The sequence below is a fragment of the Pollutimonas thiosulfatoxidans genome, assembly GCF_004022565.1.
Classification (GTDB): Bacteria; Pseudomonadota; Gammaproteobacteria; order Burkholderiales; family Burkholderiaceae_B; genus Pusillimonas_D; species Pusillimonas_D thiosulfatoxidans.
Genome location: NZ_CP022987.1, coordinates 230,504 through 252,496 on the forward strand (window position 1 = coordinate 230,504; position 21,993 = coordinate 252,496).

Sequence of the window (21,993 nt, forward strand, 5' to 3'; positions counted from 1 at the left end):
CCCTGGCTTTCTTGCGACCTTAGCGGAACACCACCGTTCTTTGTCCGTTCAGCAAGATGCGGTGTTCCACATGCCAGCGCACCGCACGCGCCAACACCTGCGACTCGACGTCGCTGCCCACCTGGGTCAGGTCGGTGGTGCTCATGGCGTGGTCCACCCTCTCGATATCTTGTTCGATGATGGGGCCTTCGTCCAGGTCGGCCGTCACATAATGCGCCGTCGCGCCTATGATCTTCACGCCGCGCGCATGCGCCTGATGGTAAGGGCGCGCACCCTTGAAGCTGGGCAGGAAGCTGTGGTGAATATTGATGGCCTTGCCCGACAGCGCCTTGCACAAAGTGCTGCTTAGAATCTGCATGTAGCGGGCCAGCACGACCAGATCGATGTTCTCGCGCGAGACGATATTCAGTATTTGCTGTTCCTGCGCCTCGCGGGTGTCCGCGTTGACCGGCAAATGGTGAAACGGTATGCCGTAGGAATGCGCCATGCCGGCGTAATCGTTGTGGTTGGACGCAATGCCGGCGATTTCCACCGGCAACTGGCCGCTGTGCTGGCGGAACAGCAGGTCATTCAGGCAGTGGCCCTGGCGGCTGACCAGTATCAGCAGGCGCGCCTTGCGTGCCGCGTCATAGATGTGCGCATCCATGCCGAAGTCTTCGGCCACCGAGGCGAAGCTGGCCTGCAGCGCGGCGATATCGGCTGGGCCCGGCAGGGCGAAATGCACACGCAGGAAAAAGCGCTGCGTCTCAAGATCGCCAAACTGCTGTGCGTCGATGATGTTGCCGCCCTGGTCCAGCAGCCATCCCGTTACGTTATGGACAATGCCGATGCGGTCCGGACAGGACAAGGTAAGTATGTAGTCGTTCATAGCAATGGGGTTGAAGCGGCCGCTGACGGCTAGTTGCTGGACAGCGGCTCGGTAGAAGGTGTGAGGTCAAAGTCGCCCGCATGATAGACCAGGGGCTGATGGAAGCTGCGGTGACAGCGCTCGACTTGTCCAATGAAAATCAGGTGGTCACCCGCCTCGTGCTGCGTCACGTTGAAGCACTCGAACCAGGCGGCGCAGTCGGGATCGTCCAGCATGAGTGTTCCGCCGGGTGCACGGCCCAAAGCCAGGCCTGCGAAACGGGTCGCCTGCGCGCCTTGCGCGAAGCGTTTGGCCAGATGCAGCTGGGTAGCGGCCAGCACATGGACCACATAGCGCTCTGCCTTCTGGAAGTACGGCAAGGAAGATGCCTTTTTCGATAAGGTCCAGAGTACCAGGGGAGGATCAAGCGATACCGAATTGAACGAGCTGATGGTCAGGCCCAGTGGCTGACCAGGTGCCGCTTCCGTCGTAACGATGGTCACGCCGGTTGCAAACCGGCCCAGGGCAGAGCGGAAAAAGCGGGCGTCGAAGTCGGGTGGTATTGCAGTCATCGGGGCCTGGGCGGGTCAAGGCGCCAGGCGCATGCGGGACCAGGAAGCATCTTCCCGGGCGAAGACCAGCCTGTCGTGCAGGCGCGACGGCCGCCCCTGCCAGAACTCGACATAGTTGGGTCTTAGCCGATATCCGCCCCAGTGTTCAGGGCGGGGTGGCGCTGCACCAAGTGATTCGGTCAGCGCCACATTTCGCGCTTCCAGTTCTTCGCGCGTGATGGGCTGGCTTTGCGGCGATACCCATGCACCGATACGCGAGCCCAGAGGCCGGCTTTGAAAATACGCGTCAGAATCGGCAGCAGGCAGCTTCTCGATATGCCCCTCGATGCGCACCTGCCGCTCCAGCGAGGGCCAGAAGAACAGCAGGCTGGCATGCGGGTTCTCTGCCAGCTCGTGCCCCTTGCGCGACAGGTAATTGGTAAAGAAGGTGTAGCCTTGTTCGTCATAGCCCTTCAGCAATACGATGCGGGCGGAAGGCCGCCCGGCCAGCGTGCTGGTCGCCAGCGTCATGGCATTGGGTTCGGGCACGCCGGCCTTGATGGCTTCACTGAACCACAGCGTGAACTGTTCGTGCGGCGTGGAGGCCATCGACGCTTCCAGCAGTTCGTACTTTTGGTAATTTTGGCGCAAATCGGCAACGGACATGATGATCGGCAGGCTAAAGAGATACAAACAATAGTTTACCCGTTGCTTGCGACCAGCTCTCCAACCAGCGCCTGCAGGCGTTTGTCGTGAATATTTGACTGCTTTAGTGCGCGTGCTGTTTCAAGCACATACTCGACGCAAGGGCCGTAACTGCCATGGGCGTTGCGCACGATGTGCAGCAGCCGATCGGTGGGCAATCCGCGAACATAGGCGTCGGTGTTGCGGTTCATGGTGAAGACCAGGGCCGTGATGGATCCGTTTTCGGTGCGGCAACTAAGCCATTTGGGCAAATACGCGCCGCTGGGCATCTCCCTGCGCCACAAGGCTTCCATCGTGGTGGGAACCTCGGTCGCCGGTATGCGAAAGGCGACGCCGCGGCACGAGCCCCCCGCGTCCAGCCCAAACACCAGTCCTGGCTGGTCGGGTGTGCCGCGATTTACCCGGGACCACAAGCATAGCGCGCGATGGTATCCGTGCAGCAAGGCTTGCTGCTTTTCGATGAAATCGAATTCGGGCCGCCATATCAGCGAGCCGTATCCGTATACCCAGACGTCCTCGTCGCGCTTCCAGCCGGCCAGCGACTGCTGCAACGATGCGTGGCGCTCGGCTTCGGTCAACAGGCGGAAGCTGCCCGGAGCGGGCATGGAATGCGGGTCGGGGGAGAAGACGGTGTTCACGTTGGGAGCGGTTCCGGATGAGGCGTTGCGACTGCGTGTATTTTAAGGCAGTCCCCGTCGCCGCGGTCCCTCCTGATGAGAGTGTCGTTTTTTGGCGGTGCTGCGTTCGCTGCGCCGTGTACACTTTCCGTTCGCAACCGCTGCCTTATTGAGACCCCCACAGAATGTCCGATGTCTTGTCTATCGATAGCCTGCGCCGCTTCGGTGGCATGGAACGCCTTTATGGCGCCGACGCCCTGTCGCGCCTGGGCGGGGCGCACGTCATCGTTGCAGGCATAGGCGGGGTCGGTTCCTGGTGCGCGGAAGCGTTGGCCAGGTCCGGGGTTGGGGCCTTGAGCCTTATCGATCTTGATCACATTTCCGAATCGAATATCAATCGGCAACTACATGCCCTGACCGAAACCATAGGCCAGGCCAAAGTCGTTGCCATGGCCCAGCGCCTGCGCGGCATCAATCCCGCCTGCCGCGTCGGCATGATCGACGACTTCGTCGGACCGGACAATGTGCAGGCGCTGTTCGCAGCGGACGCCAGCCTGCTCATCGACTGTACGGATCAAGCGGCGGCAAAGATAGCAATGATCCTGGAATCGCGGCGCCGCAAGTTGCCCATCGTGGTCTGTGGCGGTGCGGGCGGCAAGACCAAGCCGCTGGCATTGCGGTCGGGCGACCTTTCCCTGGCCGTCAACGATGCGCTCTTATCCAAGCTGCGCAACACGCTGCGGCGCCAGCACGGATATCCGCGCGCGTCGGATCAGGCGGGCAAGCCCCGCAAGCGTATTCCGCGATTGAATGTCCGGGCCTTATGGTTTGATCAGCCTGTCGTGCTGCCGACACAGTGGCAAGCGGCCAGCGCCGAGCCCGGGGCTGGCGATGCCCTGCAGGGCTTGTCGTGTGCCGGATACGGCTCTGCGGTTACCGTGACCGCCAGCATGGGAATGGCGGCCGCCGACCTGGCAATTCAATATCTATTGACAGGGCGCTACCCTTAACCCAACACGCGTATTCCTGATGGTGTCTGGATGCGGGCCTGCAGTCGGGGTGTGTCGTTGGGCCCTATTTCAATGAGTTCCACAGCGCCCTCGAAGCCCGCCGATGCAAGCATGCTGCGCGCGCGCCCGGCATCCTGATGATAGGCCTGCAGCCCAAGCAGCGAGCATCCCGCTTCCTGCAGGCGGCTGGCCGGATGCGGGCCTTTGCCCCATTGGATCAAGGAAGGCGCAATGCCTTGCATTGCGGGTTGTCCGTCGCTGGGGATGGTGATGCGCCATTCCAGGTCGCCCCGGGTCATCGTTTCGATAGCGCCGAGTTCGACGCCATCGGCAACAGCGTGCATGGCTTGCGCTGTCGCATCGATGTCGCTGCTGCGCAGCACCCATGTTGCCAGGCGGGTGCCGGCGTGGGCATCCAGGCCGAACCAGCGGGGCCTGTCGGGTACGTGCGCATCGGGATCGATGGCAATGACTTCAAGATAGACGTTGTGGCCCAGTCTTAGCAAGAGGTTGTGTGTGCCCATGCGGGGATGCTTGCCGCCCGCCTGCAGCGGAACGCCCAATGCGTCCTCTACCCATCGTGCCCCCGCTTGCAGCGTGGGCGCCGTGATGACCAGATGATCGAGGTGGGTAGGCAACATGGGCTTCCTTTGAATGACAAGGCAGTATATCGCTGGTGTGCATTAACATTGACGCCTGCGATGAGCCGGCAGTAGTATGGGCGCCTTTGCGTACGCAATCATGCAGGACCTGCCTTGATCCGCCGTCGATATCGATCCCTTGCAGCCTGGCTGGCGCTGTTTGCCATGCTGCTGTCGAGCATCACGCCAGTGATTTCCCAATCACTGGCTGCGACGCATGGCAATACATCTTTGGTGGCTGAAGCGCAGTATTGCGGGCAGGCCCCGAATGCCGAAATGGGCTTGGGCGGTGTGCCTGCACTGATGTTGGACGAGGACGATACATCATCAAGCTCCGGCCAGACGGCCTGGCATGATGCTTGCGGATACTGCACCTTGGCGTCGGCCTGTCCCATGGTGCTGGTCGTCTGCGCCAGCGTGCTGGCGATGGCCCAGGCGCCGACCCTGCCGGTCCCCAGCGCCGATGACGCAGTCCCGCCTTCTGCCGCTGTTTATCCCCATGCGCTTACCCGCGCCCCACCTGTTCTTGCCTGAATCCGATCTTTTTCGTAATTCTGCATTTTCAGGTGACGTATGACCAATAACTCCAATCCGGCGCTGGACGCCGACGGCATCAATGCTGCGCGGGCACATCTTGCGCAGCCCGGCTGGTTGCCTTTGCTGCGCCGGCTGCACTTCTACATCGGGCTGCTGGTCGGCCCTTTCATTCTGGTTGCCGCCGCCAGTGGCGTGCTGTATGCCTTGACGCCTCAGATCGAGGATGTCGTCTATCGCCACGCGCTTTACACCCCCAATAGCGGAACAGCCTTGCCCTTGGCCGAGCAGGTCGCGGTAGCCAGCGAGATCGTGGGTGGCGATGGCACCCTGTTTGCGGTCCGCCCAGCGGCCGGACCCGGCACGACAACGCGAGTAATGTTTGTGTCCAGAAATACCGGGCCGTCCGAAAGCCGGGCGATTTTCATCGACCCCGCTACGGCGGAGGTGCGCGGCGACCTGGGCGTGTACGGCACCAGCGGCGTGCTGCCTATACGCAGCTGGATCGATCAATTTCACCGCGGATTGCACCTGGGCGATACAGGCCGCCTGTACAGCGAGCTGGCGGCATCCTGGCTATGGATCGTGGCCCTGGGCGGACTGGTGTTGTGGTGGTCGGCACGGCGCCGCGCGCGTGCTGCTGCCGGTGTTCGACCGGCAGTCGGCGCCACACTGCGCCGTCGTCACGGTACGCTGGGTGCCTGGGCCTTGATCGGCTTCCTGTTCTTCTCGGTTACGGGGCTCACCTGGTCGCAGCATGCAGGCGGCAATATTTCCGTGCTGCGCGCCCATTACGGTTGGGGCACGCCCTCCGTCTCCACCGCCCTCGATCAGAAGCCGTCCATGCCGGTCGACGAGCATGCCCATCATGGTCATGGTGCCAAGGCCGCCCTGTCGGTTGGTGCCGATCCAGCCATGTTCGATACGGTATTGCTGGCGGCGCGCCAGGCCGGCATCGATGCCGACAAGCTGGAGATCCGTCCTCCTGCGGCCGCAGGCAAGGCATGGACGGTGACGGAGATCGACCGCAGCTGGCCTACACAGGTAGACGCCGTGGCCATAGACCCGCGCGACCTGTCGGTGGTCGACCAGACCTATTTCAATGAATTTCCGCTGGCGGCCAAGTTAACGCGTTGGGGCATAGATGCGCACATGGGCGCCTTGTTCGGCGTGGCGAATCAATTGATACTGATTGTCTTCGCGGTGTGCCTGATCGTCATGATCGTGTGGGGCTACGCCATGTGGTGGCGCAAGCGGCCCACGCAGAAGCGCGCAGCAATGCCTGCACCCCGAGGGGTATTGGCATTGCTGCGCGATATGCCTGCGCGGGTATGGCTGCCCTTGTTGATCGTGGCGGCGTCGCTGGGCTGGTTTCTTCCTTTGCTGGGTATCAGTCTGTTGGCCTTCCTGATCGTGGACGCCGTCGTGATGTCCAGGCCTTGATCAGGGCCGTGCCGGTATGTTCAAGCCTTTGACGACTGCCGGCCGGTTCACGAACGCATCGAGCGCGCGGGCGACATTCCGGAAGTCCTCAAAGCCGACGAGCTCGCCGGCTTCGTAGAAGCCAACCAGGTTTCGTACCCAGGGGAAGGTCGCGATGTCGGCAATCGTATAGGCGTCGCCCATGATCCATTCGCGCTCGGCCAGCCGTTCTTCCAGCACGCCCAACAGTCGCCGGGATTCAGCGACATAGCGATCGCGTGGACGCTTGTCTTCATAGTCTTTGCCGGCAAACTTATGGAAGAAGCCCAACTGCCCGAACATGGGGCCGATGCCGCCCATCTGGAACATCAGCCACTGCAGGGTCTCGTATCGGCCCGCCGTATCTTGCGGCAAGAACTGCCCGGACTTCCCGGCCAGGTAGACCAATATGGCACCCGACTCGAACAAGGGCAGGGGCTTGCCGTCAGGTCCGTTCGGATCGATGATCGCCGGGATCTTGTTATTGGGATTAAGCGACAGAAACTCGGGTGTCATCTGATCGTCGGTTTCAAAGCTGACCAGGTGTGGTTCGTAGGGCAGCCCGGTTTCTTCGAGCATTATCGACACCTTCACCCCATTGGGTGTCGGCAAGGAATACAGTTGGATGCGGTCGGGGTGGCGGGCCGGCCACTTGGCGCTAATGGGAAATGCTTGCAGGTCGTTCATGCGGAAAATCCTCGGAGGAAGAAAGGCGCGCGTCCAGCCAGCCGCGTAGGGCGTTGGATACACGCAGGGCGGGGGAACTGATCAGATCGACTTTAGTAAGTGTTGCTTCGCGGACCAGGCCCTGTTCCAGCAAGGCCTGGCGCTGCACGCCGGGCAGCAGCCCGCAAGACAGTGCCGGCGTCAACCATTGCCCGGCGCCATCCTGCACATAGATATTGCTGCGGCTGCCTTCACAGAGTTGGTGTTCGGCGTTGCAGTAAATCACATCAAATACCGTGCCTTGCGCTTCCAGCCAAGCCTGCGCGGCACGGTACCAGGGCCTATGCGTGCTTTTGTGCCGTAGCCAGAATGGATTGGCGAGCAAGGGGGTCGTTGCCAGGCGTACGCTGACGGGCTGTGGTGTGGCGGCCAGCGGACCGGATCGCACGTCGTAGGAACCGTCGGGGCTGACCAGCACACGTACACGATGCCCGGTATTGCGGTCCAGCGTACTGGCCAACTGCGGCAGGTGTTGACCGAACAAATCAGCGGGCCACCGGAAACCCAGGGCCTGGCACGAAGCCCGGAGGCGTTCGCGATGCCCGGCCAGCAAGGGCATGGCGCCGCCCGGGTCGACCCTTAGGGTCTCGATCAGTTGCACGGCATCGGGCGTCACGCGGGCATCCTTATCTGGCAGTAAAGTTCATGAAGTCGGCCAGCACCGTACCGGTGTGCGACTGGCCTTTCCTGCTGATGACATGTTCTGGCGAACCCTGCGCCACCAGCTTGCCGCCGCCATTGCCGCCTTCGGGGCCCAGGTCCAGCAGCCAGTCCGCCTCGGCAATGATGTCCAGATTGTGCTCGATGACGACGACGGTGTTGCCAGCAGCGACCAGCCGATGCAGGACATGAATCAGCTTCTCGACGTCGGCAATGGACAGGCCCACGGTAGGTTCATCCAATACGTAGAGCGTGTGCGGAATACGCGAGGCGCGGCCGGTCTTGATCACCCCGTCCGTGAGCCTTGCCTTGGCCAGCTCGGTAACCAGCTTGATGCGTTGCGCTTCGCCGCCCGACAGCGTGGGCGACGGCTGACCCAGTGTCAGGTAGCCCAGGCCTACGTCCTGCATCAGTTGCAGGATGCGCGAGATGCGCGAGTGCGCGGCAAAGAACTCCACGGCCTCGTCGACTTCCATACGCAGAACCTCGCCGGCGCTCTTGCCGCGCCAGGTCACGTTGAGGGTGTCGCGATTGAATCGCTCTCCATGGCAGGCGTCGCACAGGACTTTGACGTCAGGCAGGAAGCTCATTTCGATGGTGCGCATGCCCTGGCCTTCGCAGACCGGGCAGCGGCCCTCGCCGGTGTTGAAGGAGAAGCGCGCCGCAGTCCATCCGCGTACGCGCGCATCACGCGTGTCGGCAAACAGCTTGCGCACGTCATCCCAAAAACCCACATAGGTGGCAGGGCAGGAGCGGGGCGTCTTGCCGATGGGTGTTTGGTCCACTTCGAGCACACGGTCGATATGCTCCCATCCGGCTATGTCCACGCAGCCGCGCCAGACTGGTGCAGCTCGTGTTGACACGGCCGGCGCCAGGTTGTCGAGCAATACTTCGCGGGCCAGGGTGGACTTGCCTGATCCCGAGACGCCGGTCACGACGGTTAGCCGGCCGACCGGCAGGCTGGCGTCGACATTGTGCAGATTATGCAGATGCGCGCCCCGAACGGTAATCATGGGGGTATCGGCTGGAACCGGGCGGCGCGGCTGCAGCGGATGTTGCAGCGGATGCTTCAGATAGCGGCCCGTAACCGATGCCGCGCTGTCCATTAAGTCTTGTGCAGTGCCCTGGGCCACCACCATGCCGCCGCGCACACCGGCGCCGGGACCGATGTCAATAATGTGGCTGGCACGTCGTATGGTGTCCTCATCGTGCTCTACGACGACCAATGTATTGCCATTGCCTTCCAGCGCAGCGAGCGCGTTCAGCAGAATCTGGTTGTCGCGCGGATGCAGCCCTATGGTGGGTTCGTCCAGCACATAGCAGACGCCTTGCAGGTTGGATCCAAGTTGCGCGGCCAGGCGGATGCGCTGGGCCTCGCCGCCGGACAAGGTGGGTGCCGCGCGGTCCAGGGCCAGATAGCCCAGGCCCACTTCCAGCATGAAGTCCAGGCGCCCGCGAATTTCGGTCAGTATGTCGCGGGCGATTTCCACTTCGCGTCCGCGGCTGACCACGCCGGTAAAGAAGGTTTGCGCATCCGACACGGGCAAGGCGGCCAGCTCGGCGATAGAGCGGTCGCGCCACAGGAAGGCGCGCGAGACCGGGTTCAGCCGTTCGCCATGGCAACTGCTGCAGGTCTCCGTCTTGCCTTCGTACCAGGCGTTCCAGGCGGTTTCCTCACCCGTTTGTTCGGCATCGAAGCCGGCCAGCTGCAAGCCGGTGCCAAAGCAGGCCGTGCACCAGCCGTGCTTGGAGTTGTACGAGAACATGCGGGGATCCGGCTCGGGGAAGCTGGTGCCGCAACTGGGGCAGGCGCGCTTGACCGAAAAATGCAATTGTTGTGCAGTGGCGCTCGGTGCGCCGTCGCGCCGCTCGTCGATGGATGCATCCTGCTTGTCGGTCAGGCCAACCAGGATGCTCATGCTGCCCTGGCCATGCTGCAAGGCGCTGCGTATTGCGGTTCGCAATGCCGGCTCGTCCTTGGGGTCGACCACCAGGTCGGCCACGGGCAGTTCTATGGTGTGTTCCTTGTACCGGTCCAGGCGCGGCCAGGGCGCAACCGGAATGAACTCGCCGTCCACCCGTAAATGGCTGTGACCATGCCCCGCCGCCCATTTCGCCAGGTCTGTGTAATAGCCCTTGCGCGCACTCACCAAGGGCGCCAGGATGCCTATGTGCTGCCCCTTGCAGCGGGTGGCGATCTGCGCGGTGATCTGTTCGGTGGTTTGCGGCTCGACCGCAACGTGGCAAGTCGGGCACATCTGTGTTCCCAGCTTCACATACAGCAAGCGCAGGAAATGATGGATCTCCGTCATGGTCGCTACGGTGGACTTGCGGCCGCCGCGGCTGGTGCGTTGTTCGATGGCGACTGTTGGGGGTATGCCATAGATGGCGTCTACGTCGGGTTTGCCGGCGGGCTGGACGATGGCCCGGGCGTAGGCATTCAGCGATTCCAGATAGCGGCGCTGCCCTTCATTGAACAAAATATCGAAAGCCAGCGTAGATTTGCCCGATCCGGACACCCCCGTTATGACAGTGAAGGTATCGCGAGGAATGCTGACGTTGATGCCTTTCAGGTTGTGTTCGCGCGCGTTGACGATGTCTATGCTTTGCGTTGTGCCGCGCTTGCGTCGCAGCGCTGTCTGCAACGGCGTGCCTGGCTGATCCAGATACGGCGTCGTGGGCTCGGCCAGCACCCGGGCCTGCTGCGATTTGTCTTCGTAAACGATGGCGCTGGTGTAGTCGGTCAGTGCCTGGCCGGTGTGCGAGGCAGTGTTGCGCATCAGCTCTTCAGGCGAGCCGACACCGACGATTTCTCCGCCCGCGTCGCCGCCCTCCGGTCCCAGGTCGATCAGCCAGTCGGCCGCACGGATGACATCCAGATTATGTTCGATGATCAGCAAGGAATGGCCGGCAGCCAGCAGCTTGCGAAACGCGCGCATCAATCTGGCGACGTCATCAAAGTGCAAGCCGGTGGTGGGCTCATCGAAAAGAAAAAGACTGCCTTTCTTGGCGACCTTGGCGCTGGAAATGCCGCTGCGCGCGGCGCCCGCAAGGTGGCCCGCCAGCTTCAGGCGCTGCGCTTCTCCGCCCGACAGGGTAGGCACGGGCTGGCCCAGCCTCACATACTCCAGCCCCACGTCGGCCAGCGGGGCCAAGCCCCATTGCACATCGCGCAGGCCGGCAAAGAAGCCCAGTGCCTCGCTGATCGTCATTTCCAGTACTTCGTCTATTGAGGCGCTGCGCCCCAGGTGCTCGACCCGCACCTCGAGGATCTCCGGGCGGAAGCGCTTGCCGTCGCAGTCCGGGCAACGCAGGTAGACGTCCGACAGGAACTGCATCTCGACATGCTCAAAGCCGGTGCCGCCACACGTGGGGCAACGGCCATCGCCGGTGTTGAAGCTGAAGGTGCCGGTGGTGTAGCCGCGTTCGCGCGCCAGTGGGGCCTGGGCAAAAAGCTTGCGGATGGGCTCGAAAGCGCCCACGTAGCTGGCCGGATTCGATCGGGCCGTCTTGCCGATGGGCGTCTGGTCCACCATCACCACATCGGCCAGTTGTTCGGCGCCCAGCAGGCGATCATGTTCGCCCGGGGCTTCGGTGGGCCTACCCTTCTGTTTGAGGATGGCCGGATACAGGACGTCCTGGATAAGGGTGGACTTGCCAGAGCCGGATACGCCGGTGATGCAGACCAGCCGTCCCAGGGGAATTGAGGCCGACACATTTTTCAGGTTGTTGGCACGCACGCCTTCCAGCAGCAGCCGGGGGGTGCTGTCGGCTACTGGCATGGGGCGTGGCGCTTCGACGCGGAGGCGGCCGCTTAAATAGTTTCCGGTCACCGTCTGGGCGTTGCGTAGTCGGGTTGGCGTGCCATCAAAGACGATCTGGCCGCCGCGCTCGCCGGGGCCGGGTCCGATATCCATGATGCGGTCGGCCGCAATCATGACCTGCGGGTCGTGTTCCACCACGACCAGGGTGTTGCCGTTGGCGCGCAGCCGATGCATGACCTGCACGACGCGGTGCATGTCGCGCGGGTGCAGGCCGATGGAGGGTTCGTCCAGGACAAACAAGGTGTTGACCAGAGACGTGCCCAGCGCAGTCGTCAGGTTGATGCGTTGCACTTCGCCGCCGGATAAAGTCCGGCTTTGGCGGTCCAGCGATAAATACCCCAGGCCAACATCGCACAGGAACTTCAGTCGGGTGCGCACCTCGTCCAGCAGCAGGTCTATGGCTGCGTCTATGCCGGTGCCGAAACTGATATCCACGAACATGTCGCGCACGCGGCTGATGGGCAGCCGCATCAAGTCGTGTATGCCCAGGCCCGGCAAGGCATCCAGCTGCTCGCGACTCCAGCGTGCGTGTACCGGCATGAAGCGCGGGTATCCGCCGTCATGCTCCGGCGCCGTGTCGCTGCCCAGCCGCCAAAGCGTCGCGTCCGGCTTGAGACGGGCGCCGCCGCAAGCGGGGCAGGGGGTATAACTGCGGTACTTCGACAGCAACACCCGCACATGCATCTTGTAGGCGCGTGATTCCAGCCAGTCAAAGAAGCGCTGCGCGCCGTACCACTGTGTCTTCCATGCGCTGGGGCCGCCTTTCCAGTCGGGCGTGCCATCGATCACCCAGCGCTGCTCGGTCTCGTCCAGATCTTTCCATGGCGTATCCAGACGGACGCGCGCCGCAGGGGCGTACTGCTCCATTTCGGCCTGGCATTCTTTATAGCTGGCCGTTTGCCACGGCTTGATGGCACCTTCGCGCAGGGATTTGGTTTCGTCGGGAACGACCAGGCCATAATCGATGCCCATCACCCGGCCGAAGCCGCGGCATGACTCGCAGGCCCCCAAGGGAGAATTGAACGAAAAGGTGCTGGGCAGCGGTGTGCTGTACTCGATGTCGCAGTGCGCGCAGTGCAGATGCTTGCTGAAGCGCCATGCGGTTTCTTCCGCGCCTTGCTCGGCTGTGTCAGGCATTGCATAGACGGTGATGTGTCCATCGCCTTGCTTCAAGGCGGCATCCAGGGCCTCCATGACGCGTTGTGGTTCTGCCGACCCGAAGCGGAAACGGTCCTGGACCACATGAAGCACACGGAGCTTCTCCGCTTTGGCGGCGCGCTTGCCCTTGCCTTTGGTGGCTCGCTGCGGCGGCGTATGCAGGCGTGTTTCTTCATGATGGACACGGGTGTAGCCCTGTTGGTCGAGAAAGCCGCGTACTTCTTCTTCGGTATAGTTGGCGGGGATGATTACCGGAAAGGTAATGACCAGGCGCGGATCTTCGGGACCGACCCGCGCCGCCAGTTGCTGTTGTATGGATTCTGGGTTGTCCCGCTGCACGCGCGTGCCGCAGCCCTGGCAATATAAACGCCCCAGGCGGGCGTACAGCAGCTTCAGATGGTCGTTCAGCTCTGTCATGGTGCCCACGGTGCTGCGTGAATTGCGCACCGGGTTGACCTGATCGATGGCAATGGCCGGCAAGATGCCTTCAATGCGGTCGACTTGCGGCTTGTCCATCCGATCGAGAAACTGCCGCGCATACGGCGAGAAGGTTTCCACGTAACGACGCTGGCCTTCCGCATACAGCGTGTCGAAAGCCAAGGAGCTTTTGCCTGACCCCGAGACGCCGGTAATGACCAGCAGCTCACCGGTGTTGATGTCTAGGTTGAGATTCTTGAGATTGTTCTGGCGGGCGCCAAAGATGCGAATTTGAGAGCTCATGCGTTTATGATAATCGTTATGATCCAGCGCGTGCGGCCAGGCCGGTTTTGTGCGGTGCGTCAGTATTGGAGTACAATTACTGGTTAACTAAATTCAAAGGGCCCGCACGTTTAGCGAGCCTTGCATGGTAGAAACACGGAGATCATCATGGCAGAAATCAAACGTACGCGTCGTAATACCCTGGAACGCCGGTGCTTGGGCAAAGCTTTCAAGCGCCTTTTCGTTCGTTCACCCAAGGGCGTTTTCAAGATGCTCGAAAAAGTGAAACGCGCCTGATTATCGCGCGGTCGATACAACCCTGGAAGCCTCGCGGTTGTATCCGTAAGTAAGGTTGGCAAGAAATCCACAGATCCACGGTCTGTGGATTTTTTTTGTCCTATGATGGACGGCCTGAGCCAAACTATAACGATAGAAAAGAAACGACCATGTCCTGTTGGCGCCATCTTTTTACGGTTGTAACGCCCACCTATAATCGGGCCCACACACTGGAAAGGGTGTATGCATCGTTAACCGAGCAGTCCTTCCAGGACTTCGAGTGGGTGATCGTTGATGACGGCTCAACAGACAACACCCGGGCCATGGTCATGGGCTGGCAACAGGAAGCCAGCTTTCCGATCCACTACATGTGGCAGCGCAACCAGCACAAGAAAACCGCCTTCAATCGAGGCGTGCGCAAGGCCAGTGGCGAACTGGTCGTCGCTCTGGATAGCGACGACAGTCTGGACACCAACGCCCTTTATGCCATGGCAAGCGCCTGGCGCGAAATTCCCGTCGCCGAGCGCGCGCACTTCGTAGCGATTACCGGGCTCTGCGCCCGGCCGGATGGCAGCATCGTGGGCGATATGTATCCGCGCGATATCTTCGATGCCACGGCCCTCGACATGACCTTCAAATATCATGTCCGGGGCGAAAAGTTCGGCTGCCTGCGCACCGATGTGTTGCTGGCCTTCCCCTTCCCCGAAGAGGTGGCCGGTTTTGTACCCGAAAGCCTCGTATGGCGCGCCATTGCCCGGGCGGGATACCTGACCCGCTTCGTCAACCAGGTGTTCCGCGTGTACCACGACAGCGCGGACTCGTTGTCGCGCCAAGGTAAGGAAAGCCAGCAGCACGCCATGGGCTTGTGGCTGCTGGCCCAGGATACCGTGGTCGAGTGCCTGCCCTGGTTCCGTTACCGGCCGCAGGCCTTTTTGATGGCTGCAGCGCGCTATACCCGGTTCTCGCTGCATTTGCGCCACAGCAAGCAGCCGCTGCCCAAGGGCAGACGCCTGAAAGGCACCGCCGCGCGCACCTTGGTGGGGCTAATGTGGCCAGTCGGTGCTTTGCTGTATGTGCGTGACAGGGCCCGCGCCGCGGGCGCCTGAACCCCGACCATACCTGGCAATATCTTTAGTGCAAGGTGCGCGGTTCGTTCCGATCGTCCAGATCGTATGGGTCGTCGTCATCTTCATCGTCCAGGTCGTTGCCGTCGTCGTCGTCCATGGCGTCTTCGGCCATGACAAACGGCAGGACCTCGGCCAGGTTATCCGTCCAGGCCACTTCGTCGCCATCCTGGTCTACCTTGATGTAGCGCACGCCCTCCAGGTCGGACAGCTGGATCGCCCATAGATACTCGCATTCGTAGACGTCGCCATCGGCGACATTCAGGCCGCCGGTGCTGCCCAGCAGGCGTGCGCCCGGTCCGCCAATCTGGACCACTACGTAGTCGTCGGGCTGATCTTCGATGTCGAGCGGCACGCCGAATATGACCCATTCAAAGCCGGTTTCGTCGGCGTCCATGATTTCGGCCAGCACCGGCTTGCCCATGTAGGCGCTAAGGGAGTCGGCGGTGCGTCCCAGAAGGTCGAGTTCGTCGGCGGTAAAGACAAGGTTGGTGTCGTTGGGCGTCGGCATGAGCGTTCAGGCTGTGATTAAGACTGTTATTTTAAGGCATGGCGCGCTTTCCCGGAACTGCTGGCAACGGCCTACAATCAGGCCTTTATCAATTCCCGGTTTTTTGCTTGCCATGGCTCAATACGTATATACGATGAATCGTGTCGGCAAGATCGTGCCGCCAAAACGGCAGATCCTGCGCGACATCTCTCTGTCCTTTTTTCCCGGGGCCAAGATCGGCGTGCTGGGCCTGAACGGTTCGGGCAAGTCAACCTTGCTCAAGATCATGGCCGGCATCGACCGCGAGATCGAGGGCGAGGCAATCCCCATGCCGGGCATCAAGATCGGCTACCTGCCGCAAGAGCCCGTGCTCGATCCTGACCATACCGTGCGCCAGTCGGTCGAAGAGGGGCTGGGTGACCTCTTCAGTGCCCGCAAGCGGCTCGACGAGGTCTACACAGCCTACGCCGAACCCGATGCGGATTTCGACGCCCTGGCCAGTGAACAGGCCGAACTCGAAGCCATTATTGCGGCTGCGGCCAGCACCGGGTCGGACGACATCGAACACCAAATGGAAATCGCAGCCGACGCCTTGCGCCTGCCGCCTTGGGATGCCGCCATCGGCACGCTGTCAGGCGGAGAAAAGCGCCGCGTGGCCTTGTGCCGTTTGCTGTTGTCCAAGCCCGACATGCTGCTGCTGGACGAGCCCACCAACCACCTGGATGCTGAAAGCGTCGAGTGGCTGGAACAGTTCCTGCGCAAGTTCCCCGGTACCGTGGTGGGTGTGACCCACGATCGCTATTTCCTGGACAACGCCGCCGAATGGATACTCGAGCTGGATCGCGGTCATGGCATTCCCTGGAAGGGCAACTACAGTTCGTGGCTGGAGCAAAAAGACGATAGGCTCAAGCAAGAGGAAGCCTCCGAGTCCGCCCGCCAGCGCACCATCAGAAAAGAGCTCGAATGGGTGCGGCAGAACCCCAAGGGTCGCCAGGCCAAGGCCAAGGCCCGACTGTCACGTTTCGAGGAACTGTCGTCACACGACTACCAAAAGCGCAACGAGACTCAGGAGATCTTCATCCCTGTCGCAGAGCGGCTGGGCAACGATGTGATCGAATTCGACAATGTCAGCAAGGCCTACGGCGATCGATTGCTGATCGACAAGCTCAGCTTCAAGGTGCCCGCCGGCGCGATCGTCGGCATTATCGGCCCTAACGGGGCCGGCAAGTCGACGCTGTTCCGAATGATCGCCGGACGCGAGCAGCCCGATACGGGCACCGTCAACATCGGCAAGACGGTCAAGCTGGCCTTTGTGGATCAGTCCCGCGAGTCGCTGCCGGACGATAAGTCCGTGTTCGACACGATTTCCGACGGGGCTGACTTGCTCACCATCGGGCGCTTCGAAATGCCTTCGCGCGCCTACCTGGGACGCTTCAACTTCAAGGGAGCGGACCAGAACAAGATGGTCGGCAAGCTTTCGGGCGGCGAGCGCGGGCGCCTGCACCTGGCCAAAACCCTCATCGAAGGGGGCAACGTACTGCTGCTGGACGAGCCCTCCAACGACCTGGATGTGGAGACCTTGCGCGCGCTCGAAGATGCCTTGCTCGAGTTCGCCGGCAGTGTCATGGTGATCAGCCACGATCGGTGGTTCCTGGACCGCATCGCAACGCACATACTGGCTTTCGAGGGCGACTCTGAAGTGGTGTTCTTTGACGGCAACTATCAAGAGTACGAAGTCGACAAGAAGCGTCGTCTGGGCGAAGAAGGTGCCAAGCCCAGGCGTTTGCGCTATAAAGCCCTGAAATAACCCACTCAACAGGAGCGCCAAATGCCGATACTCAGTACGCACGACACCATGGTTCTTGTGGTCGACATGCAGGCTCGGCTATTGCCGGCCGTAGCCGACCACGAGCAACTACGGGCCAGGGCGGGTCGCCTGCTGGCCGCAGCACGGCTGCTGGGTGTCCCCGTTATTGCGACCGAGCATTGGGCCGAGAAAATAGGCGGAACGGACCACGCACTGCTGCCTGCCATCGACCATGTCATCCACAAGACTCATTTTGATGCCACGCGCGAAGCGCAGTTCCAGCCCGAGCTGCCGGTGGGGCGCAACCATGTGTTGTTAATCGGCACGGAAGCCCATGTGTGCGTGTTACAAACCGGCCTGGGCCTGGCCCGCCTGGGCTACGCTCCCATCCTGGTCACTGACTGTATCGGCTCGCGCCGCGAAGCCGACCGTGCGGCGGCCTGCAAACGCTGGGAACACTATGGTCTTGAGCAGATCACCGCCGAAATGGCCATGTTCGAATGGCTGGAAACCCCAGCGCATCCACACTTCAAAGAGGTGCTTGCGCTGGTCAAGGCCGAGTGAAATCGAGGGCCGGATACAACTGTTTCCCGACTTCACACTCGGGGCTTTGTAAAACTTGCCACTTTTAAATTGAATCGGGTACTGTGGGTCGTTGCTCGCATTCTTGGAGATCAAATTGAAAATGACAACAGTCGGTAAATTCAGCGCTATCGGTATTCTTGCTCTCGCCATGGCGGGCTGCTCGTCCTGGGACACCATGAGCAGTCGTCAGAAGGGCGCAGTAACAGGCGCCGGCATAGGCGGCGTGGCGGGTGCAGTCATCACGGGTGGCGGCGTCCTGGGTACAGTGGGCGGTGCAGCCATCGGCGGCGTCATCGGCGACCAGGTCGGCAAAAACCGTTAGGCCTCCGGCCTGCGGGCCGTTGCAGAACAACAAAGCCCCCGGAAAACGGACTGTTTTCCGGGGGCTTTGTTGTATTGGGCCTAGCGGCCCTCGGGCTGTGGCATCTCGATCTTGACCTCGAGGATCTCTAGCGAGTCCTGGCGATCCAGGTTGACCTTGATGTCGTCGGGATTGATCTTCACGTAGCGCGAGATGACCTCGACGAGCTCTTTTTGCAGACGGGGCAGATAGTCGGGCGTAACGCCGTCGCCCCGTTCATTGATCAGGATCAGTTGAAGACGGTCCCGCGCCACGCTGGCGGAGGTTTTCTTCTGACCCCGGAGGAAAGACAGGAAAGACATATTATTTTCCTCCGAACAGGCGCTTGAATATGCCTGGTTTCTCGTAGTCGACGAAACGCAGCGGCTTTTCCTCGCCCAGATAGCGCGCAACGATGTCCTGGTAGGCGGTGGCTACATCGCTATCGCGCAGATGTATGGCCGGTATGCCCTGATTGGATGCCTGCAGCACGGATTCCGATTCAGGCACCACGCCCAGCAGCTTGATGCGCAGGATGTCCTCGATGTCCTTGAGCGACAGCATTTCGCCCTCGGCAACGCGCTTGGGGTTGTAGCGCGTAAGCAGCAGATATTCCTTGATGGGGTCCTCGCCCTTTTCGGCGCGCCGCGACTTGGCGGAAAGAATACCCAGGATGCGATCCGAATCGCGCACCGACGACACCTCTGGATTGGTCACAACCAAGGCGTCGTCGGCAAAGTACGAAGCCATCAGTGCGCCGGTTTCGATACCTGCGGGCGAGTCGCAGACAATGTATTCGAAGCCCATGTCGCCCAGATCTTTCAGCGCTTTTTCCACCCCTTCCCGGGTCAGCGCATCTTTGTCGCGTGTCTGGGAAGCCGGCAGGATGAACAGGTTTTCCAGTTGCTTGTCCCGTATCAGCGCCTGGTTCAGGGTGGCTTCGCCCTGGATCACGTTGACAAAATCGTATACCACGCGGCGTTCGCAGCCCATGATGAGGTCCAGGTTGCGCAAGCCGACGTCGAAGTCGATGACCACGGTCTTGTGGCCTCGCATTGCCAGTCCGGAGGAGAAGCTTGCACTGGTGGTCGTTTTGCCCACCCCGCCTTTGCCGGAAGTCACCACAACAATTCGCGCCATGACGTCAGAATTCCTTATAGGTTTTGTAAATCACGTAATCGTAAAGCATAACCACCGGAACATCGCCCAAAGTGGCGGGTTTCGATGCATTGCTTCGCAACAAAAGATATCGGCGGCTAGTTGCCCAGCGCCGTAATGCGCAGCACATCGCCATCCAGTTGCACGATGGTAGGCTTATTGTGCAGTTTATCGTCCAGCTGCGTTTCTATGACACGATACACGCCCGCGATGGCGAGCAGCTCGGGGTCGAGTTGCGTCGTAAAGATACGCGCGCTGGTGTCGCCGCGCGCGCCGGCCATGGCCTTGCCGCGCAGTGGCCCGTACACATGGATATTGCCGTCGGCGATCACCTCGGCACCCTGGCTCACGACGCCGATGACGATCAAGTCGGTGTTGCGGGCGTAGATGCGTTGCCCGGATCGCAAGGGCCGGTTAATGACCATGGCAGCAGGGGCCAGTTCGGGCAGGGCGGCTGCAGGGGCGGGTGCTTCCGCGGGTTCCGGGATTGCCCGGGAGCCTTCGCCCGGGGCGGGCGGTGCGACCACGGGGACATCTTTGTCCGGAGCCGGCGTGCTGACTGGCCGCTGCACGGGGTTGGCCAGGTCGACGGCTGCGAGCCCAGCCGCTTTTGCGGCCGACAGGTTTTCGCCCTCGGCGACTACACCCACAGGGTGTAGGCTGTGCGAACGCAGGGCGGCGATCAGCGCTGCCCAATCGGTGGCTTGTTCCAGTTGGCTGGCATCCACGACCACGGGCTCGTCCTCGAAGAAAGAGCCCGCGTCCGTCATGCGACGCTCCAGCGCGGCCAGCAGTGCATCGGTATTGTGGTCTTGTAGCACCACGCGCAAGGCATACAGGGTGGCGCTTTTGAAATCGAGTGCCAGTTGACCTTTACGGGGGGAGGGGGTATCGCTCACGTATGTATCGCCTTACTGCTTCTGTGCCCAGGTGTCGCGCAGGGTCGCGGCACGGTTGATGATGGGACGGTCTATGGTGGATGTTTCGCGGTCGGCCACAAAATAGCCCAGGCGCTCGAACTGCCAGCGTGTATCGGGGGCTGCCGTGGCGCCCGGCTCGAGCCAGGCCTGGACCACGCGGCACGATTCGGGATTGATGGCTTCCAGGAAGTTCTTGTCTCCGGCGTCGGGGTGCGCTTCGGTGAACAAGCGGTCATAAAGCCGTACTTCCGCAGAGATGGCATGCGCAGCGCTGACCCACGTAATATTGCCCTTGACCTTGACGGCGTCCGCGCCCGGCGTGCCGCTTTTGGTGTCCGGCAGGTATTCGGCCTGCACTTCGACGATGTTGCCGTCGGCGTCTTTGACGCAGCCCGTGCACTTGATGATGTAGCCGTACTTCAGGCGCACCGTGTTGCCCGGGAACAAGCGAAAGTACTTCTTGGGCGGATCTTCGCGGAAATCGTCGCGCTCTATCCATAACTCGCGCGAGAACGGAAAGTGGCGTGTCCCGGCGGCGGGATCATGCGGGTTGCGAGGGGCCTCGCAGGGCTCGCTCTGCCCCTCCGGATAATTGGTTATTGTTAGCCGCAGTGGGTCTAACACTGCAACCAGGCGATCGGCAATGGGGTCCAGGTCGTCGCGCAGGGCTTGCTCCAGCACGCTGTAGTCGATGCGGGAATCCGCCTTCGATACGCCCAGGCGTTCGCAAAACAGCCGTATGGACGCAGGCGTGTAGCCTCGTCGGCGCAGACCGGCCAGGGTGGGCAGCCTGGGGTCGTCCCACCCATCCACGTGGCCTTCGCGTACCAGTTCCAGCAGCTTGCGCTTGCTCGTGACGACATAGCTGAGGTTCAGTCGAGCGAACTCATACTGATGCGGCAGCGGTCGTGCCAACTGGCCCAGGTCGGCAAGGTGGTTCAGTATCCAGTCGTAGAAAGGACGCTGATCTTCGAATTCAAGCGTACAGATGCTGTGTGTGATGCCTTCCAGGGCGTCTTCCACCGGATGGGCCCACGAATACATGGGGTAAATGCACCACTTCGTGCCCGTACGATGGTGCGCTACGTGGCGGATACGATAAAGAACCGGGTCGCGAAGGTTGATATTGGGCGAGCCCATATCGATTTTCGCGCGCAGCGCCATGCTGCCGTCCGGATGTTTGCCGTCACGCATTTCCTCAAGCAAGGTCGACGATTCTGCGACGGGGCGGTTGCGCCAGGGCGAATCCGTGCCTTTCTCGGTCAGGGTGCCCCGCGTTGCCCGCATTTCATCGGCACTTTGCTCGTCTACATAAGCCAGTCCGGCTTGTATCAGTGCTTGGGCGAACTGATACATGTAGTCGAAGTAATCGCTGGCGAAATACTCGTTATGCTCGTCGCCGTAGTTCCAGTCGAAGCCCAGCCAACTGACCATGTCGATGATGGCGTGTACGTATTCGTCTTCTTCCTTTTCAGGATTGGTATCGTCAAAGCGCAAATGGCAGGCGCCCTGGTAGTCGCGCGCCAGCCCGAAATTCAGGCAAATGCTCTTGGCGTGGCCGATATGCAGGTAGCCGTTGGGTTCGGGCGGGAAGCGCGTGCGTACGCGTGCCGGATCGACGCTGCCTTGCTGTTGCACAGAGGCGGGCCCCGGCTTGCCTGCCCACAGCTTGCCGTCGTATCGGCCGGCGGCGAGGTCATTTTCGATGATGGTGCGCAGAAAATTGGAAGCAGGCGCGACGGGGGGCACAGAAGTCATACGGGATAAGCACAGGAAAAATCAAGGGAAGTAAGCATTTTGCCACGTTCGGCGTGGTTTGCTTGCCTATCGGGTTTACAAACCGCAATCAGGCTCTAAACT

The 21,993-nt window shown here is 61.4% G+C and carries 21 protein-coding genes; 8 read left to right on the forward strand and 13 right to left on the reverse strand.

Annotated elements, in window-relative coordinates:
* Positions 1–19: 19 nt before the first annotated feature.
* The 4 genes from purU to CKA81_RS01115 are packed head-to-tail and all read right to left on the reverse strand — an operon-like array spanning position 20 to position 2,741.
* Positions 20–874 (reverse strand): formyltetrahydrofolate deformylase, encoded by an 855-nt coding sequence (purU, locus tag CKA81_RS01100; protein ID WP_128353645.1) that lies wholly within the window; start codon positions 872–874, stop codon positions 20–22.
* Positions 875–897: 23 nt separating this feature from the next.
* Positions 898–1,419 (reverse strand): flavin reductase family protein, encoded by a 522-nt coding sequence (locus CKA81_RS01105; protein WP_128353646.1) that lies wholly within the window; start codon positions 1,417–1,419, stop codon positions 898–900.
* A 15-nt stretch (positions 1,420–1,434) separates the two neighbouring features.
* A complete protein-coding gene (gene pdxH / locus CKA81_RS01110; protein ID WP_128353647.1) occupies positions 1,435–2,064 on the reverse strand; it encodes a pyridoxamine 5'-phosphate oxidase in 630 nt (209 codons plus the stop codon).
* Between the two features lie 35 nt (positions 2,065–2,099).
* The gene (locus tag CKA81_RS01115) at positions 2,100–2,741 is read right to left on the reverse strand and encodes a gamma-glutamylcyclotransferase (protein ID WP_394342523.1); all 642 of its coding nucleotides are present in this window, start codon (positions 2,739–2,741) and stop codon (positions 2,100–2,102) included.
* A 164-nt stretch (positions 2,742–2,905) separates the two neighbouring features.
* On the opposite strand from CKA81_RS01115, the gene CKA81_RS01120 reads away from it, so the two are divergent.
* Positions 2,906–3,730, forward strand: a complete 825-nt coding sequence (locus CKA81_RS01120; protein WP_128353648.1) for a tRNA threonylcarbamoyladenosine dehydratase — start codon at positions 2,906–2,908, stop codon at positions 3,728–3,730.
* Here CKA81_RS01120 and CKA81_RS01125 read toward each other — a convergent pair.
* Positions 3,727–4,371 (reverse strand): VOC family protein, encoded by a 645-nt coding sequence (locus CKA81_RS01125; RefSeq protein ID WP_199287558.1) that lies wholly within the window; start codon positions 4,369–4,371, stop codon positions 3,727–3,729. The genes CKA81_RS01120 and CKA81_RS01125 overlap by 4 nt on opposite strands.
* 114 nt (positions 4,372–4,485) lie before the next feature.
* Between CKA81_RS01125 and CKA81_RS01130 the strand changes: the two genes are divergently transcribed.
* Positions 4,486–4,905, forward strand: coding sequence for a DUF2946 domain-containing protein (locus tag CKA81_RS01130; RefSeq protein WP_128353649.1), 420 nt, complete (start codon positions 4,486–4,488; stop codon positions 4,903–4,905).
* Positions 4,906–4,944: 39 nt separating this feature from the next.
* Positions 4,945–6,348 (forward strand): PepSY-associated TM helix domain-containing protein, encoded by a 1,404-nt coding sequence (locus CKA81_RS01135; RefSeq protein ID WP_128353650.1) that lies wholly within the window; start codon positions 4,945–4,947, stop codon positions 6,346–6,348.
* On the opposite strand, the gene CKA81_RS01140 is transcribed toward CKA81_RS01135, so the two are convergent.
* Genes CKA81_RS01140 through uvrA form a run of 3 tightly spaced genes read right to left on the reverse strand, consistent with a single transcriptional unit; the run spans position 6,349 to position 13,454 of the window.
* Positions 6,349–7,053, reverse strand: a complete 705-nt coding sequence (locus tag CKA81_RS01140) for a glutathione S-transferase N-terminal domain-containing protein (protein WP_128353651.1) — start codon at positions 7,051–7,053, stop codon at positions 6,349–6,351.
* Positions 7,025–7,708 carry an aminotransferase class IV gene (locus CKA81_RS01145; protein ID WP_128353652.1) on the reverse strand — a complete coding sequence of 228 codons (684 nt, stop codon included), beginning with the start codon at positions 7,706–7,708 and terminating at the stop codon, positions 7,025–7,027. Before CKA81_RS01145 ends, CKA81_RS01140 begins: the two co-directional genes overlap by 29 nt.
* A gap of 10 nt (positions 7,709–7,718) precedes the next feature.
* Entirely contained in the window at positions 7,719–13,454 is a 5,736-nt protein-coding gene (gene uvrA, locus CKA81_RS01150) for an excinuclease ABC subunit UvrA (RefSeq protein ID WP_128353653.1), read from the reverse strand.
* 147 nt (positions 13,455–13,601) lie between these two features.
* Here uvrA and CKA81_RS17405 point away from each other — a divergent pair, with 147 nt between their 5' ends.
* Together CKA81_RS17405 and CKA81_RS01155 are read left to right on the forward strand one after the other, a co-directional pair.
* Positions 13,602–13,730: a hypothetical protein gene (locus CKA81_RS17405; protein WP_257791477.1), complete on the forward strand. Its 129-nt coding sequence runs from the start codon at positions 13,602–13,604 to the stop codon at positions 13,728–13,730.
* A 149-nt stretch (positions 13,731–13,879) separates the two neighbouring features.
* Positions 13,880–14,815 carry a glycosyltransferase family 2 protein gene (locus CKA81_RS01155; protein WP_128353654.1) on the forward strand — a complete coding sequence of 312 codons (936 nt, stop codon included), beginning with the start codon at positions 13,880–13,882 and terminating at the stop codon, positions 14,813–14,815.
* Positions 14,816–14,840: 25 nt separating this feature from the next.
* On the opposite strand, the gene CKA81_RS01160 is transcribed toward CKA81_RS01155, so the two are convergent.
* The gene (locus CKA81_RS01160) at positions 14,841–15,344 is read right to left on the reverse strand and encodes a hypothetical protein (protein WP_128353655.1); all 504 of its coding nucleotides are present in this window, start codon (positions 15,342–15,344) and stop codon (positions 14,841–14,843) included.
* 112 nt (positions 15,345–15,456) lie between these two features.
* On the opposite strand from CKA81_RS01160, the gene ettA reads away from it, so the two are divergent.
* The 3 genes from ettA to CKA81_RS01175 all read left to right on the forward strand — a co-directional run bounded on the left by ettA (position 15,457) and on the right by CKA81_RS01175 (position 18,037).
* A complete protein-coding gene (gene ettA / locus CKA81_RS01165) occupies positions 15,457–17,130 on the forward strand; it encodes an energy-dependent translational throttle protein EttA (protein ID WP_128353656.1) in 1,674 nt (557 codons plus the stop codon).
* Positions 17,131–17,151: 21 nt separating this feature from the next.
* The gene (locus CKA81_RS01170) at positions 17,152–17,694 is read left to right on the forward strand and encodes an isochorismatase family protein (RefSeq protein ID WP_128353657.1); all 543 of its coding nucleotides are present in this window, start codon (positions 17,152–17,154) and stop codon (positions 17,692–17,694) included.
* A gap of 121 nt (positions 17,695–17,815) precedes the next feature.
* The gene (locus CKA81_RS01175) at positions 17,816–18,037 is read left to right on the forward strand and encodes a glycine zipper 2TM domain-containing protein (RefSeq protein WP_128356440.1); all 222 of its coding nucleotides are present in this window, start codon (positions 17,816–17,818) and stop codon (positions 18,035–18,037) included.
* 80 nt (positions 18,038–18,117) lie between these two features.
* Here the strand turns inward: CKA81_RS01175 and minE are convergent, their stop codons facing one another.
* From minE to CKA81_RS01195, 4 genes are all read right to left on the reverse strand, one after another.
* Positions 18,118–18,378, reverse strand: coding sequence for a cell division topological specificity factor MinE (gene minE, locus CKA81_RS01180; RefSeq protein ID WP_128353658.1), 261 nt, complete (start codon positions 18,376–18,378; stop codon positions 18,118–18,120).
* Between the two features lies 1 nt (position 18,379).
* On the reverse strand, positions 18,380–19,195 hold the full coding sequence (minD, locus tag CKA81_RS01185; RefSeq protein ID WP_128353659.1) for a septum site-determining protein MinD: 816 nt from the start codon (positions 19,193–19,195) through the stop codon (positions 18,380–18,382).
* A 116-nt stretch (positions 19,196–19,311) separates the two neighbouring features.
* Positions 19,312–20,112, reverse strand: a complete 801-nt coding sequence (gene minC, locus CKA81_RS01190; RefSeq protein WP_128353660.1) for a septum site-determining protein MinC — start codon at positions 20,110–20,112, stop codon at positions 19,312–19,314.
* A gap of 12 nt (positions 20,113–20,124) precedes the next feature.
* A complete protein-coding gene (locus CKA81_RS01195; RefSeq protein WP_128353661.1) occupies positions 20,125–21,891 on the reverse strand; it encodes a glutamine--tRNA ligase/YqeY domain fusion protein in 1,767 nt (588 codons plus the stop codon).
* Positions 21,892–21,993 lie beyond the last annotated feature (102 nt).